Below are 14,179 nucleotides of genomic sequence, written 5' to 3'. Positions count from 1 at the left end.
TCACTCCCAGGAATGGGTGTGGGGAGGGAGGAGGGCGGGCGGCCATTAATGGGTCCGCCCGCCGCCGCCGCGTCAGGGGGAGGTTACTCGGTGTCCGCGACGTCCGCCGGGTTGGCGTCCACGACGGCGGGAATCATCGCCAGCACGTCGGGATGCTCGACGGCGTCCTTGGCGGCCAGCGCCGCGCCGATGATGCCCGCTCGGTTGCGCAGCTTGGCAGGGACCATGGGGGTCTTCAGGGTCAGCAGGTGGCCCCACTTGTCCCAGTCCTTGGAGACTCCGCCGCCGGTGACGAACAGGTCCGGCGAGAACAGCATCTCGAGGTGGCTGTAGTACGGCTGGAGGCGCTCGGTGGCCCACTCCTCGTAGCTGAGGCCCTCCTTGTCCTTGACCGAGGACGCGGCGCGCTTCTCCGCGTCGTAGCCCGACAGCTCCAGGTGGCCGAGCTCCGCGTTGGGGATGAGCACGCCGCGGTAGATGATCGCGGCGCCGATCCCGGTGCCCAGCGTGGTGAGGATGACCAGGCCCGGGTGGTCCTTGGCGGCGCCGAAGTGCACCTCCGCCAGGCCCGCGGCGTCGGCGTCGTTGACGAGCACCACCTTGCGGCCGAGCTTGTCCTCGAAGTACTCGTCGGCCTTGAACCCGTTCCACTTGACGTCGAGGTTGGCCATGAACGGCACCCGGCCGTGCAGCACCGGCGCAGGGATGGTGAGGCCCACCGGGCTGTCACCGATGACGCCCTGGAAGTGTTCGATGATCTCCCCGACGACGGCCGCCACGGCCTTCGGGGTGGACTTCTCCGGCGTCGGGATCCGGAGCCGGTCCGCCGCGAAGTCACCCGCCTCCAGGTCAACGGGCGCGCCCTTGATGCCCGAACCGCCAACGTCGATACCCAGGAAGATGCTCATGCGCGAAAGCGTAGCGGTATCGCCTGGACCGTCGGCGATGGCCCGAAGGATCAGACGGTGGCGACGACGGCGCGGGCCGCCCGGCCGCGCTCGAGCTGCTCGTCGAAGAGTCGGCGGGCGTCGGCCTCGTCGAGGTGGAACAGGCGCAGCGAGACCGGCCCGTCCGTGGTGTGCGCGGCGATGGTGGCCAACCGCAGCCGCCGCTGCAGCGGGCCCTGGTGCAGTGAGAGCGACTGCATTCTCCGGTGCGGGACGATCGCCAGCGTGTGGTCGATCAGGCCGTGGTGCGCCACCAGCACCTCCTCGCCCACACCCCACGTGTGCTGGGTGTGTGAGAAGGGGGTGAGCCAGCGGGCGCGATCCGGCTGCGGGGTGGGCTGAATCCGGCTGAGGTCCACGTCGGGCCAGATGGCGCGCAGGACGGTGAGGACGTCGCCCCATGTGCCGAACGGAAGCACGATGGAGTTGGTGGAGCGGCCCTCGTCGTCTGCGGGGTCCCCGTAACCGAGCACCGTGACGGTCACCCGGTGCAGCCCGGTCAGGCGCTGCAGCAGGTCCTGGTGGATCACCACGCCCTGGATCCGGTCCGGCCGCAGCCCCTGGGTGGCAGTTGAGGCCAGGCCGCGTGAGATCCGCAGCGTCTCCCCGCGTCGCGTCATCCGGAATCCCCAGTTGCGGCCGATGTTGGACCAGGCCCAGCCGGCGAACGCCAGCATCGCGCCGAAGGCCGTGATCGACGTCCCGCCCCAGATGGTGATGCCGAGGAGCAGGAAGGCGGTGACCAGCGCCGCTGCCGCCGTCGTCGACACGGCGGTGCCCAGGATCAGCGTGGCCGGTGGAACGGCGTGCACCGGCTCCTCGGGCTGGTCGTCAGGGGACGCGACGACGGCCTCTCCCTCGGTGCCCGGTGCCACCGCCGGGCCGGCCTTCGCCAGCGCCATCCGGGCAAGCAGGTGCTCGCGCAGCGACTCGGCGCGCGTCTTGGTGAGGAACGCCAGGCTGAGACCCCCGGCGCCGCCGACGTCGATGTGCACCTTCGCCAGGCCGAGCAGCCGCGCGACGAAGGGTTGGGCGATGTCCACCGACTGCACCTTCGTGTAGTCAAGCCGCGACGACGAGCGCGAGATGAACGCCCGCTCCACGCGGAACTCCTCGTCGTCGACGATGAACGCCGTGGTGCGCCAGGCGAAGATGCCGTAGACCCCGGCCACCAGCGCCGCGCCCAGCGCGACCAGTGCGAAGATCCACGCCTGGCCGGTCAGGTCCTCCAGGCCGCCGTCGTCAAGTTCGCGGACCAGGAACACCACCGAAGCCGCCAGGACGATCCCGCTGTGCGCGAGGCCCGTGAGCGGGCTGGGGCGCTCCACCACCTTCTCGACCTGCGGCTCGGGCCGCGCCGGGAGCGGAGGCGGGTGCGTCATCAGATGCCGGCCTGCTGCGTCTCGCCGCGCTGGATCAGCCGGTCGCGTAGGGCCGCCGCGTCGGCGGGTGCCAGACCCGGGATGGAGATGCTGCCCTGGGTGGACGAGGTGATCATCTCCACGGTGGCCAGGCGGAAGGCGCGATCGATGGGCCCGGAGTGGAGCTGGACCAGCTGCATCCGGCCGTAGGGGACGCACACCAGCCTGCGGTGGAAGAGGCCGCTGGTGAGATAGACGTCCGTGTCGCGCTCGGCGTAGCCCCACCGTCGGAACGCCCGGGGAGCGCGCAGGATGCGCCAGGTGAGGACGACCGCCCACATGCCCACCACGACCCAGCCCAGCCACGACGGACCCAGCAGGAACGCCGCCACGGCGCCCGGGGCGAACCAGAGGGTCCAGACGAGGGGGATCATGATGAGCTTCATCCGCAGATAGTTGGGGGAGAGCCGCTGCCAGGCCGTGCCCGGGGGGGCGAACAGCGTGTCGGTCATCGGATGAACCGCTCGAAGCGACGGCGGTCCACGCCCGGGCCCACCACTTTGACCTCGCCCATGAACACGGTGCCCACGAGGTTGATCCGGATGCCGTCCGCCCGCGGAAGGAGCCCCTGCACCTTCGCCTCGGCCATCACCAGGTTCATGCCCGAGACGTCGACGTCGACGCCTTCCGGAACGCGGATCTTCACCTCGCACATGCCGCCGCCGAGATGGACGGTGATGTCCCGGCTCTCGAAGGCGGCGCCGAGGAGGTCCACCCGCATCTCACTGAGCCAGGCGTTGAGCTGCACCGTGGAGGACACCTTCGTCACGCGGCCCGGGTTGTAGGTGGAGAGGAACGAGTTGCCGCCGGTGAACGCCCCGGCGGCGAGGGCCCCGGAGGGAGGCGCAACGGGAGCGTAGGGGCTCGGCTGGGGTGCCGGGCTTGGAGTGAAGCGCGCCGCCACCGGCGGCGCGGCTGGGCGCTCGAAGGCGACGAGGTCCGTGGTGAGGGAGTTCAGATCGCCGAACGTCTTGGCGTCGTAGGCGAGCGCGATCCGGTCCGCGTGCTCGTCGAACGTGAGCCTGCCGTCGGCGTAGGCGGTGTTGAGGAGTGAGGCGACCACCTCGCGGTCCTGGACCGCGCAGCGCAGCACGTCAAGGCGATGGGGTTCGGACATGCCCCCAGTCTAGGAGTGCCGCGTTCCATCCCCCCGCGCGCCTGCCGTCGGTAGGGTTGAGGCCGGACACGAGGAGGCCTGTGATGGGTGCGAGCAAGCGAGTGGGAATCCTGACGGCCGGCGGAGATTCGCCCGGCCTCAATGCTGCGATCCGGGGTTTCGGCAAGGCGGCCATCGGCGTGCACGGCATGGAGCTGATCGGCTTCCGTGACGGGCTGCGCGGCCTGGTCGAGGATCGCTGGCAGGTGCTGGACGGGCCCGCGCTGTCGGGCATCCTGACGATCGGCGGCACCATCCTGGGCACCTCGCGGGACAAGCCGCACAAGATGATGATCGACGGCGAGGCCCGCGACATGGTGCCGACCATCGTCGAGAACTTCGAGAAGAACAAGCTCGACGCCCTGGTGTGCATCGGCGGCGGTGGCACCGCCAAGAACGCGAACCGGCTGATGCAGGCGGGGCTCAACGTCATCCACCTGCCCAAGACCATCGACAACGACATCGCCCACACCGACACGAGCTTCGGCTTCTCCACCGCGCTCGGCATCGCGACGGAGGCCATCGACAGGCTGCACTCGACGGCGCACTCGCACCACCGGGTGATCATCGCCGAGATCATGGGCCACAAGGCGGGCTGGCTGGCGTTGGGTTCGGGCATCGCCGGGGGCGCGGACATCATCCTCCTCCCCGAGATCCCCTACCACATCGACTCGATGGCGGCGTCCATCAAGAAGAGGGCCGGGTCTGGGCGCAACTTCTCCGTCATCGCCATCGCCGAGGGTGCCAGGGACGTGCAGGACACCGCGGACCTGCTGGCGGCCGAGGCGCTGAAGAAGGCGGCCTCCTCGCCCGAGGCGAAGTCGGCCGCCGCGGCGCACAAGGCCTCCATCGAGGCCGGCCACCGCGACAACGCCTTCAAGGTTGCCACGGCGCTCGAGGAGGCGACGGGCCTGGAGTCGCGGGTGACCATCCTCGGGTACGTCCAGCGCGGCGGCATCCCGGACGCCAACGACCGTCTGCTCGGCACCCTGCTCGGCTCAGCTGGGGCGGACCTCGTCGCCGAGGGTCACTACGGCGTGACGGTGGCGTCCCAGGGGGGCGACGCCGTGCCGGTCCCGCTGGGGGACGTGGCCGGCAACCTCAAGGTCGTTCCTCAGGACCACGCCTGGATCAGGGCGGCCAGGGGAGTCGGCACCGGTCTTGGCGACTGACCAGCGGGAAATGTGCCGGGCTCAGCGGGTCGCCTCCGCCAACAGCTCGAGGATGTGGACGTAGGTGCGGCCGGTGGCCCGCGACATCGCGATCTCGCAGGTCCTGTTCAGCGTGGCGTAGGCGAAGTACCCGGTGCGCACTTCGTCGGCCTCCTCGCGGGTGGCGCTCGCGGTGAGTTCCGGGTGGAGGAGGCCCCGGTCTCCCGCGAAGCCGCAGCACGCCCACGACGGCGGCACCTCGACGGAGTCGCTGATGAACTCGGCGACTCGCAGCAGGTCGTCGTTGATGTCCATGCGTGTGGACGCACAGGTGGGATGCAGCACCAGGGAGGGCAACGAGCGGGTCACGGTGAGCCGCGGCACAAGCTGCTGTGCCGCGAAGGTGACCACGTCCACGACGGTGACGTCGCTGCCGTCGGTCATCCTGGCCAGGGCTTCGGTGCAGCTCGAGGCGTCCACCACAACCGTCAGGTCCTGGCCGCGCCGGCTCAGCGCGGTGCTGACCTGGGCCTGCATGGTGGCGTAGCCCTCGCGGAGACCCTTGGCGCTCCATGGGGACCCGCAGCACAGCCCGGAGGCGTCGAGCAGCGACACCCTCACCCCGGCGCGTCGGCACAGCTCGTTGAAGGCCAGGAAAACCCCCTGCCCGGACGGGGCGAACATGGTCTGCAGGCAGGAGGGGAAGTAGACGGCGACACCGGCGCCACCACGGTCGCGGCGACGGGGCCTGCGGCGCAGGCCGGCGCCCTCGGGGAGGTCGTTGTCGTACCCCGGGACCACGTCGTCACCCAGGGCGCGCCGCCCGAGGCGCGTCGCGACCGAGGCCAGCGGGCCGGTGGACTTGGCGAGGGTCAGAGCCGCCGATCCCATGCGCGTGGCGAGTGACCAGGTCCTGGCGGCGCGGTTCCATGCGGCCTTCTCCACCCCGCCGGCGCGTTCCTCGCGCTGCCGGCGCACCAGATCCCCGGTATTGATGCCGAGTGGGCACGCCACGGCGCACATTCCGTCGACGGCGCAGGTGTCGATGGCCGCGTACCGGTAGTCCTCCTCCACCTGGCGCAGCAGGTCGGTGTCGTCCTGGCGGGCGGCGAGCTCCCGGCGCAGCACGATGCGTTGCCTGGGGGTGAGGGTCAGGTCCCGCGATGGGCAGACCGGCTCACAGAAGCCGCACTCGATGCACGCGTCGACCTCCGGCTCGATCGTCGGCATGAGCTTGAGGTTCTTGAGGTGGGCGTCGGGCTCGTCCGAGATGACGACGCCCGGGTTGAGCACCCCGGCCGGGTCGAAGAGGTGCTTGATCTCGCGCATCACCTCGTAGAGCTCGTCGCCGTACTGCTCGCGCACGAACGGCGCCATGGCCCGGCCGGTGCCGTGCTCGGCCTTGAGGACGCCGTGGTGCCGGAGGGTGAGCCGCACCATCTGGCGCGTGAACTTCCGGTGGCGAGCGAGGCTGGCGGCATCGTCGAACCGCTCGCTGAGGAGGACGTGGATGTTGCCGTCGCGCGCGTGGGCGAAGAGGGGTGCATCGTGGTACCCGCTGCGGGTGAGGAGGTCGGCGAGGTCGCGGAGGGCGGGCGCGAGCTCCGTCACGGGGACGCAGATGTCCTCGAGCAGCGTCGTGGAGCCTGTCGGGCGCGCCCCCGCCACGAGCGCATAGAGGCCGCGGCGGAGCTCCACCAGCGCGTTGCGGTGGTGCGCCTCAGTAGTGAGGGCCACGCGGCCGATCACCTCGAGCTCGCCCAGCGCGATTGCCGCGGCCTGCAGGCGCGCGGCGAGGACGTCCTCATCCACCTCATGCAGCTCGACGAGCAGCGCGGCCTCGGTGGTGAGCTCCCGTCCGTGCAGGAGCGCAGGCGATCCTGGCTGGGCGCCGGCCACCCGCAGCGACGCGGCGTCCATGAGTTCGATGGCCTCGAAACCGTGCTCGAGGAGTCCCGGCACCGCGGCCGCGGCGGCGTCGAGGGTGGGAAAGAGCGCCAGAGCCGCCGCAGTGTGGGGGGCGAGGGGCACCGTCCGGAAGGTGGCCTCGGCGACGAAGCCGAGGGTGCCCTCAGACCCGATGAGGAGGTGGCGGATGAGGTCCACGGGACGATGGAACTCGAGGAGCGCATTGAGGCCGTATCCCATGGTGTTCTTCATGGCGAAGAGCCGGTTGATGTCGGCGATGGACGACGGTGTGGTCCTCAGGCGTTTGCGCAGCATGTGGAGCCCGCCCACGAGCGGGGTCTCCTCCAGTCTGAGCGTGATGTCCGCCGTCGGGTCCGCCGTGTCGACGATCCGGCCGCTGGGCAGCACGAACACCATCGATTCCAGCGTGTGGTAGCTGTTCTGCGCGACACCCGCCAGCATGCCGCTGGAGTTGTTGGCGATGATGCCGCCGATGGTGCAGGCGATGTCGCTGGTGGGATCGGGGCCCAGCCGTCTGCCGTGGCGAGCGAGCCGGGCGTTGACGGCCCGCAGGGTGGCCCCCGCCCCGGCGCGGACGCGCAGTCCGTCGTCGAGGACCTCGATGGTGCGGAAGTTGCGCCGTACGTCGATGAGGAGACCGGAGGTGATGGATTGCCCGCAGAGGCTGGTGCCGCCCGCACGGAATGTGATCGGCTGCCGGGCCTCGGCCGCCTGCACCATGAGCGTGGCGACGTCCTCGACCGTCTCCGGGGTGACCACGCCCGACGGCGTGAGGAGGTAGGGGGAGGCATCGTGGGCCATGGCGAGCCGCATGAGGGCGCGGTCGTCGCGCTGGATCCCCGCCCTCGCCGTAGCCACGACGTTCAGCCTACCCAGGGTGGGGTGGCGAGTCTGGAAGGCCGGTTGGAGGAGGGCAGGATTTCTTTGCTAACCTAGGGCCCACGCGGGCGTAGCTCAATGGTAGAGCGCTAGCTTCCCAAGCTTGATACGCGGGTTCGATTCCCGTCGCCCGCTCCACTCGGAGCCACGGCCACCTGCGGTCAGGGATCCGCATTCCTCTGGTGGCCTGGCGCGTTCAGCCCTCGAACCCGGCAACGCGCGGCGGCTCGGCCGCCAGCACGTCGGACTCAGCCGTCGGTCACCTTCGCGGCCGTCTCCTCGATTTCGTGGCGCATGTCGCTGACGTTGTCCTCCACCTTGCTGAACAGGTACGAGGCGATGGCCCCCACCACCAGCATGACGACGGCGAAGGCCACGGCGGTGGTCAGCGTCAGCCCGCTGGAGGTCAGGCCGTCCGGGGAGAATGCGGGGAAGACGACGGTGGGGAAGATCGCCAGCGACGAGCCGACCACCATGCCCAGGATGAAGTGGTACATGCCGCCGTAGTAGCGGTCGAACAGCCAGGCGGCGGCCTTGGCGAGCAGCAGGACACAGGCCACCACACCGAAGAACAGTGGGATGACCACGCTCATGTCGAAGTCCTTGATGCCGCTGGCCATCTTGTCGTAGAGACCGAAGTAGATGAGGAAGTTCGACGGCGACATCCCCGGCACGATCACACCCAGCCCGATGAGCGCGCCCGAGCCGAACCAGACGGGGATGCTCGGCGGCACCTGGACCAGCATCTGACCGCCGGCCAGCATCAGCATGAAGATCGCCGCGGCGGCCACCCCCATGATGACAAGATGCGTCGCGCTGCGACCGTTGCGGCCCGCCTGCCGGTACAGCGAGGGGAACGTACCGATCACGAAGCCGATGAAGAGGCAGGTGAACTGCGCCGCGTAGGAGGCGAAGGCGGCCTCGACCACGACGGAGAAGCCCAGGATGCCGAGCCCCATGCCGATGGCGATCGGGACGAAGAACAGCACGTTACGCATGAAGTGGTGACGGATATTGGCGAGGAACCGAATCATCGGGTCGTAGAGCCCGAAGATGACGGCCAGCACTCCGCCGGACAGCCCCGGCAGGATGGCGCCGACACCCACGGCGATCCCCTTGAGCAGCCGCCCGAACCAGGACCGTGGGGAGTCCGGACGGTCGACGACCGACTCGCGGTGGGTGTGTGCCGTCATGGGCGCCTCTTTCTCGCTGTGCTTCAGCTCAACCCTACGGTCCGCATGGCCGGGCGCCAATCTGACGCAACGCGACCCCCCAGTCCCGGCGCCCCCGCGCCCCCGACCTCCGCGCCAGTCCGAGCACGACACGCCGACAGACAGCGGACCGGAGGGCCCCAGCGGCCATCCTGGGGGCGGAAAGGCGTTCATTCGTGCACGGCCCGCGCCCCCGTCGCGCCCCAGGGTCCCAGCTCACTCCCTCGCCGCGACAACGGAGTAGACGAGCCGGGCGAACTGGCCGAACGCCGTCGCCGACACCAGCCGCAGCCGGTCCGACTCCACCCGACGCGGAAAGAGCGGCGCGCCGCCCGTGAGCGCGACGGGGGCCACCGACAGGGCGATCTCGTCCAGCGCTCCGGCGTCGAGGAACTGGCCGGCGAGGTCGCCGCCGCCCACCACCCAGATGTCGCCGTCGCCGGCCGCCTCGCGGATCGCGGGGAGCGCATCCGCCACGGGCCCGGACACGAAACGGACGTCAGCACCCTCCGGGACCGGCAACTCGCGGGTGGTGAACACGAAGGTGGGCCGCTCCCCGTGGAACTCGGCCCACTTCTCGGGGTGGGCCAGGATGTCGGACTCGGCCAGTACCCACTCGTAGGTGGTGGATCCCTCCACCATGACGGCGGCGCCCGATGGAAACAGCCCCTCGGCCGGGTGGTCCCCGCCATCGACGGCGAACAGCCATGCCAGCGAGTTGCTCTCGTCGGCGATGAATCCGTTGATGCTGGTGGCGGTGTCGAACAGGATGCGCCCCGTCCGGCCGCCCTCCCGGCGGAGCAGGCGGGTCACGTCGTCGGCGTGCTCGACGACCACCTCGGCCCCCGCCGACGCCAGCTCCTCGTGCGTCGCGGCGCCGGTGGTGATGCCCATCGCCCGCATCCCCGCGGCCAGCGCCATGTCCATGTCCGACGTGGCGTCGCCCACGTACCACGTGTCCGCGGCGCGGGCCCCGAGCCGATCCAGCCCGAGCAGGGCCGAGTCCGGCGCGGGCTTCCCGCGCTCCACGTCGTCGGTGGTGACAAGGACGTCGACGAGGTCGCGCAGCTCGGTGATGGTGAGCAGATGCTCGGCCTGCGGGCCGCCCTTCGCCGTCACCACGCCGACGGCGTAGCCCGCGGCCCTCAGGTCGCGCAGCATCTGCCGGACCCCCGGAAGGACCAGCTCGGTGCCGGCGGCGTTGACGGCCTCGTGCAGCGCCGCCCGGTACTCGACGATGACCGCCTCCATGCGGGCGTCGTCTCCGGCGAACTCGTGCAGCTCGTTCATGGCGTCGGCGATCGGACGCCCGATCAGCGGGTACACGTCACGGGGGGTGCAGGGGATGCCGTGTGCGTTGAGGGTGTCGCTGATGTATTGGGCGATGAGTGGAACCGTGTCGGCGAGGGTGCCGTCCAGGTCGAAGAGGACTGCGCGCGTGCTGTTCACCCGGCCAGCCTAACGCGCACCCCGACTCCGTGGGGTACGGCGAAGGGCCGCCGAGCGGGTGCTCGACGGCCCTTCGGGCGTGGATCAGGCGTTGCCGGGGATGACGTCGCCGGAGGGCCAGGTCTCCGCGATGAAGTCCGCCACCTCGGCGGAGTGCAGCAACTCCTCGAGCGCCTGGATGCCGGGGTTGTCGTCACCGGTGCGCCACACGAGCATGTTGGCGTACGGGTTGCCCTCGACCTCTTCGGACTCGATGGCCTCGTTGGGGTCGAGGCCGGCGGTGAGGATGAAGTTGGCGTTGATCACCGCCGCGTCGACCGACGGGTCGGACATCTGCTGCACGACGACCTCGGGCTGGGTCTCCTCGAACTCGAATCCCTTCGGGTTCTCGGCCTCGGTCAGCGTCAGCACGGTCGCGTCGTCCGCCACGTCGGTCAGCAGCCCGGCCTTCTCCAGCAGCTTCAGGCCGCGGTACTGGTTGGAGACGTCGTTGGTGATGGCGATGGTGGCGCCGTCGGGGATGGCGTCGACGGAGTCGTACTTGTCCGAGAACAGCTTCAGCGGCTCGATGTGCACGCCCTCGCCCGCGGTGAACTCGTAGCCCTTGTCCGCGATCTGGCTCTCCAGGTACGGCAGGTGCTGGAAGTAGTTCGCGTCCAGCTCCTCCGAGGCGAGCGCCTCGTTCGGGAGGACGTAGTCGTCGAACTCGCGGATCTCGATGTCGAGGCCGGCCTCCTCGGCGAGGTTGTCACGCACGAACTCGAGGATCTTCGCGTGCGGCACCGGGCTGGCGCCGACGACAAGGGTCGTCACCTCGCCGGCGGCCGCGGAGGAGCCGGTGGCCGAGGTCGACGGGGTGGCGTCGCCGCCGCAGGCGGTCAGGGCCATGGCGGCCGCCAGCGAGGCGGCGATGGCGGTGAGAATCTTTGGCATCAGGAAATTTCCCTTACTGCTCGGGGCCAACGACAAGTTGGCCGGTTTCGTGTCCAGCGAGATGCTGGGTCCCCACTGGGGAGGCTTTAACGGTGGTCGACGGCGCGGCTGATCCGGTCTCCCAGCCACTGGATGCCCTGGACCATGATGACGATGAGCACCACCGTGACCACCATGACGTCGGGCTGGTAGCGCTGGAAGCCGTAGTTGTAGGCGAGGCGACCGAGGCCACCGCCACCCACGAGCCCGGCCATCGCGGAGTACCCGATGATTGTCACGACGGTGGTGGTGATGCCCGCGACCAGCCCCGGCATGGCTTCGGGGATCAGCACCTTCGTCACCGACTGCATCTTCGACGAGCCCATCGCGTGAGCCGCGTCGAGCTTGCCGGGGTGAACGTCGCGCAGGGCCGTCTCCACGAGCCGCGCGAAGAACGGGATGGCCGCGATCGCCAGCGACACCGACGCGGCGATGGGTCCCAGCGAGGTACCCACGATCCAGCGCGTGAACGGGATGAGGGCCAGCATGAGGATGGCGTAGGGGATGGAACGCGTGATGTTGACCACGACGCTGGAGAGGACGACGTTGAGCGGGCGGTTCTCGCCGAGGGCGCCCTTCTGCGTCACGTACAGCACGACGCCGAGCGGCAGCCCGATGAGCACCGTCGCCAGGCTGGAGAGGCTGACCATGAGGAACGTCTCCCAGATGGCCGGGAGCAGCGCCTTCTGCAGCGCGGGATTGTTGAACCAGGTCTCCAGGGGGATCACAGCGCCGCCTCGCCGGTGGGGGCGGGCGTGGTGAGCTTCGCGTCGGCGCCCTGCTCGCGGAGGACCTCGATCACGCGCTGCGGGTCAGTGCCCGGAGGCACCGAGATGCGCAGGTGCGAGAACGTGGTGCCGGCCAGGTGCTCGACGCTGCCGGCCACGATGTTGAGCTCCGCGCCGACCAGTAGTGAGGTGTGCGCCACCACGGGCATCGCGGCCTTGGCGCCGGAGGACAGGACGTCGACGTACGTGCCGCCCACCGCGTCGAACGGGTCGTGCGGCGGGATGCCGAGCAGGGCCTCCGCGAGGCGGCTGTCGAGGCTGTTGACCACCTCGACCAGCGGCCCTGATTCGACGATGCGGCCGCCGTCGAGCAGCGACACCGAATCACAGATCTTCTTCACGACGTGCATCTCGTGGGTGATCACGAGGACGGCCAGCCCGCCGCGACCCTTGAGGCTCAGGATGAGGTCCAGGATCTCGTCGGTGGTCTTCGGGTCCAGGGCGGAGGTGGGCTCGTCGAACAGCAGTACGTCAGGCTCCGTGGCCAGCGCCCGGGCGATTCCCACGCGCTGCCGCATGCCGCCCGAGAGTTGAGCCGGGTAGGCGGGTCCGGAATCGGGGAGGCCGACGACGCGCAACAGCTCGGCCACCTTCGCGTCCCGCTCAGCCTTCTTCATGCCGATCAGCTCAAGGGGGTAGCCGACGTTGTCCGCGATGGTGCGCGAGTCGAAGAGGTTGGCCTGCTGGAACACCAACCCGATCCGACGGCGGGCCGTGCGCAGCGCGCCGGCATGCGCGGCCGTGAGGTCCACGCCGTTGATCTCGACGGCGCCCGACGTGGGGCGGTCCAGGAGCGTGAGGCAGCGCACCAGGGTGGACTTGCCCGCTCCGGAGTGACCGATGATGCCGTGGATGGAACCGGCGGGGACGGTGAGGGTGACACCGTCGAGCGCACGCACTTCGCGTTTGCCCTGGTGATAGACCTTGGTCAGGTCGGTCACGGTGATCATGAGCGCCTCTCGTTCCCTCTGGTCCACTATTCAATCAGGGCGGGGGCACAGACCCGAATCGAGGGGGCGTTGTTCACCGCCGGCGCAACCGGAGACCCTACGAGCTATGGCCCTCAGTAGTGGCGGAGGACCTCGCGGGCCACGTCCTCGAAGATGCCCTGGCTCAGGATGGCTCCCACCCGCCTGACGGCGTCGGGATCGATCCGGACGATCCGGTTGAGCCGCACCTCGCTGGGCCGGTGCTGGCTGTCCCACTCGCCGGTGCCGATGTCCATCCAGTAGCGACCCGCGGCCGCCTCCTGGGCGGCGTCCCGGTCGTGATCCTGGGACGTGACCTGGAGGCCGAGGAGCCAGGCGCCGTCACGGCCGATGAGCAGCACCGGCCGGTCCTTGCCCTCGCTGTGGTCCTCCTCGTAGGGGACCCAGGTCCACACCACCTCGCCGGGGTCGGGGCGTCCGTCGCGATGCGGGCTGTAGACGATGTCGGGACGGCCCGTGAAGTCCCCCGGGTAGCCGTCGGTGGCCGTGGCCCGGTCTGTGCGCCGCGTGCGCGTGGGCCGGGCCTTGGGGGCGGTGCGTCGCCGGGTTTGGGGTCGGGAGGCGCGGTCCAGGGCGCGGAGCGCGACCTCGCGCACCACCTTGAGGGCGCCGTCGAGGAAGGGGTTTCGAGCCATGACGCCAGAGCCTACGGCCTCAGCGGAACCGGGGGAGGCGCCCGTAGACGATGGTGGGCGGCCTGCGATACGCAACCGGGCGCTCGGAGCGCACCTGCTCCCAGTGGCCGAAGTACCTCGTCGCCGGCGGGAGGAACAGCAGGCCCGCCGCCACGACGGCGAGCCCGAGCCCGATGAAGGCCCAGTCGTTGAGGGCGACGGCGAAGCCGGTGGCCGGCGCCAGCGCCGCCAGCCCGCCCCACCGCGACCATCGCCAGCCGTTCCACGCCTGGAAACCGACGACGCCGCACGCCCCGGCGGCGAGGACGAGCAGTGCGGCGAGGACGCCCTCCAGCGTGAGAGAAACCCACCTGCCCGGCTCCGGCACCACCCACTCGACCAGCCGTGCCGACGTGGGGTAGCTGGCCGGGTGCACGGCGAGCCACCAGTGGATCCCGTAGGCGGCGGCCAACCCCGCCACCGCCACGTACTGCAGCACCGCGGCCACCAGCACGACGGCCGGGCGCCGGGGCTCGCCCGTGCGGGGGCTGCGCGGCACGTCGCCGTGCAACTCCTCGATGGGCGGGAGAGTGGCGATCTGCTGGGGCTCGGTCATTTGTGACCAAGGGTAGCCGCGCCCGGATCATTGCCGGGGTCTGCGAGTCGGCGGGAT

13 protein-coding genes and 1 tRNA gene are annotated in these 14,179 nt (G+C 70.2%); 2 read left to right on the top strand and 12 right to left on the bottom strand.

Annotated features, from left to right (window positions below; all coding sequences use genetic code 11):
• Positions 1-83: 83 nt before the first annotated feature.
• The 4 genes from ppgK to ACZK5N_RS00165 are packed head-to-tail and all read right to left on the bottom strand — an operon-like array spanning position 84 to position 3,485.
• On the bottom strand, positions 84-908 hold the full coding sequence (gene ppgK, locus ACZK5N_RS00180; RefSeq protein WP_463624512.1) for a polyphosphate--glucose phosphotransferase: 825 nt from the start codon (positions 906-908) through the stop codon (positions 84-86).
• A 50-nt stretch (positions 909-958) separates the two neighbouring features.
• The gene (locus ACZK5N_RS00175) at positions 959-2,329 is read right to left on the bottom strand and encodes a PH domain-containing protein (protein ID WP_463624511.1); all 1,371 of its coding nucleotides are present in this window, start codon (positions 2,327-2,329) and stop codon (positions 959-961) included.
• Positions 2,329-2,820, bottom strand: a complete 492-nt coding sequence (locus ACZK5N_RS00170; RefSeq protein ID WP_463624510.1) for a PH domain-containing protein — start codon at positions 2,818-2,820, stop codon at positions 2,329-2,331. Before ACZK5N_RS00170 ends, ACZK5N_RS00175 begins: the two co-directional genes overlap by 1 nt.
• Positions 2,817-3,485, bottom strand: coding sequence for a DUF1707 SHOCT-like domain-containing protein (locus tag ACZK5N_RS00165; protein ID WP_463624509.1), 669 nt, complete (start codon positions 3,483-3,485; stop codon positions 2,817-2,819). The genes ACZK5N_RS00170 and ACZK5N_RS00165 overlap by 4 nt, the downstream gene beginning before the upstream one ends.
• An 83-nt stretch (positions 3,486-3,568) precedes the next feature.
• Between ACZK5N_RS00165 and ACZK5N_RS00160 the strand changes: the two genes are divergently transcribed.
• Positions 3,569-4,696 (top strand): 6-phosphofructokinase, encoded by a 1,128-nt coding sequence (locus tag ACZK5N_RS00160; RefSeq protein ID WP_463624508.1) that lies wholly within the window; start codon positions 3,569-3,571, stop codon positions 4,694-4,696.
• Positions 4,697-4,717: 21 nt separating this feature from the next.
• Here the strand turns inward: ACZK5N_RS00160 and ACZK5N_RS00155 are convergent, their stop codons facing one another.
• Entirely contained in the window at positions 4,718-7,462 is a 2,745-nt protein-coding gene (locus tag ACZK5N_RS00155; protein ID WP_463624507.1) for an FAD-binding and (Fe-S)-binding domain-containing protein, read from the bottom strand.
• Between the two features lie 85 nt (positions 7,463-7,547).
• On the opposite strand from ACZK5N_RS00155, the gene ACZK5N_RS00150 reads away from it, so the two are divergent.
• A tRNA-Gly gene (locus ACZK5N_RS00150) sits at positions 7,548-7,621 on the top strand.
• A 110-nt stretch (positions 7,622-7,731) separates the two neighbouring features.
• On the opposite strand, the gene ACZK5N_RS00145 is transcribed toward ACZK5N_RS00150, so the two are convergent.
• The 7 genes from ACZK5N_RS00145 to ACZK5N_RS00115 all read right to left on the bottom strand — a co-directional run bounded on the left by ACZK5N_RS00145 (position 7,732) and on the right by ACZK5N_RS00115 (position 14,122).
• The gene (locus ACZK5N_RS00145) at positions 7,732-8,676 is read right to left on the bottom strand and encodes a DUF368 domain-containing protein (protein WP_463624506.1); all 945 of its coding nucleotides are present in this window, start codon (positions 8,674-8,676) and stop codon (positions 7,732-7,734) included.
• Positions 8,677-8,910: 234 nt separating this feature from the next.
• Positions 8,911-10,143: an HAD-IA family hydrolase gene (locus ACZK5N_RS00140; RefSeq protein WP_463624505.1), complete on the bottom strand. Its 1,233-nt coding sequence runs from the start codon at positions 10,141-10,143 to the stop codon at positions 8,911-8,913.
• Positions 10,144-10,227: 84 nt separating this feature from the next.
• A complete protein-coding gene (locus tag ACZK5N_RS00135) occupies positions 10,228-11,076 on the bottom strand; it encodes a MetQ/NlpA family ABC transporter substrate-binding protein (RefSeq protein WP_459017757.1) in 849 nt (282 codons plus the stop codon).
• Between the two features lie 86 nt (positions 11,077-11,162).
• Entirely contained in the window at positions 11,163-11,843 is a 681-nt protein-coding gene (locus ACZK5N_RS00130; protein ID WP_463624504.1) for a methionine ABC transporter permease, read from the bottom strand.
• Entirely contained in the window at positions 11,840-12,853 is a 1,014-nt protein-coding gene (locus ACZK5N_RS00125) for a methionine ABC transporter ATP-binding protein (RefSeq protein WP_459017755.1), read from the bottom strand. Before ACZK5N_RS00125 ends, ACZK5N_RS00130 begins: the two co-directional genes overlap by 4 nt.
• A 113-nt stretch (positions 12,854-12,966) precedes the next feature.
• A complete protein-coding gene (locus ACZK5N_RS00120) occupies positions 12,967-13,527 on the bottom strand; it encodes a type II toxin-antitoxin system PemK/MazF family toxin (RefSeq protein WP_463624503.1) in 561 nt (186 codons plus the stop codon).
• 19 nt (positions 13,528-13,546) lie between these two features.
• Positions 13,547-14,122 carry a hypothetical protein gene (locus tag ACZK5N_RS00115; protein WP_459017753.1) on the bottom strand — a complete coding sequence of 192 codons (576 nt, stop codon included), beginning with the start codon at positions 14,120-14,122 and terminating at the stop codon, positions 13,547-13,549.
• Positions 14,123-14,179 lie beyond the last annotated feature (57 nt).

This window comes from Tessaracoccus pujii (assembly GCF_055326215.1).
This window is presented reverse-complemented; position numbering and strand designations above follow the sequence as displayed.

What these genes read in the sequence shown, in the direction of transcription:
- ACZK5N_RS00160 (WP_463624508.1), top strand. Translation starts at nt 3,569, where the DNA reads ATGGGTGCGAGCAAGCGAGTGGGAATCCTGACGGCCGGCGGAGATTCG.
- ACZK5N_RS00170 (WP_463624510.1), bottom strand. Translation starts at nt 2,820, where the DNA reads ATGACCGACACGCTGTTCGCCCCCCCGGGCACGGCCTGGCAGCGGCTC.
- ACZK5N_RS00115 (WP_459017753.1), bottom strand. Translation starts at nt 14,122, where the DNA reads ATGACCGAGCCCCAGCAGATCGCCACTCTCCCGCCCATCGAGGAGTTG.
- ACZK5N_RS00120 (WP_463624503.1), bottom strand. Translation starts at nt 13,527, where the DNA reads ATGGCTCGAAACCCCTTCCTCGACGGCGCCCTCAAGGTGGTGCGCGAG.
- ACZK5N_RS00165 (WP_463624509.1), bottom strand. Translation starts at nt 3,485, where the DNA reads ATGTCCGAACCCCATCGCCTTGACGTGCTGCGCTGCGCGGTCCAGGAC.
- ppgK (WP_463624512.1), bottom strand. Translation starts at nt 908, where the DNA reads ATGAGCATCTTCCTGGGTATCGACGTTGGCGGTTCGGGCATCAAGGGC.
- ACZK5N_RS00125 (WP_459017755.1), bottom strand. Translation starts at nt 12,853, where the DNA reads ATGATCACCGTGACCGACCTGACCAAGGTCTATCACCAGGGCAAACGC.
- ACZK5N_RS00145 (WP_463624506.1), bottom strand. Translation starts at nt 8,676, where the DNA reads ATGACGGCACACACCCACCGCGAGTCGGTCGTCGACCGTCCGGACTCC.
- ACZK5N_RS00175 (WP_463624511.1), bottom strand. Translation starts at nt 2,329, where the DNA reads ATGACGCACCCGCCTCCGCTCCCGGCGCGGCCCGAGCCGCAGGTCGAG.
- ACZK5N_RS00135 (WP_459017757.1), bottom strand. Translation starts at nt 11,076, where the DNA reads ATGCCAAAGATTCTCACCGCCATCGCCGCCTCGCTGGCGGCCGCCATG.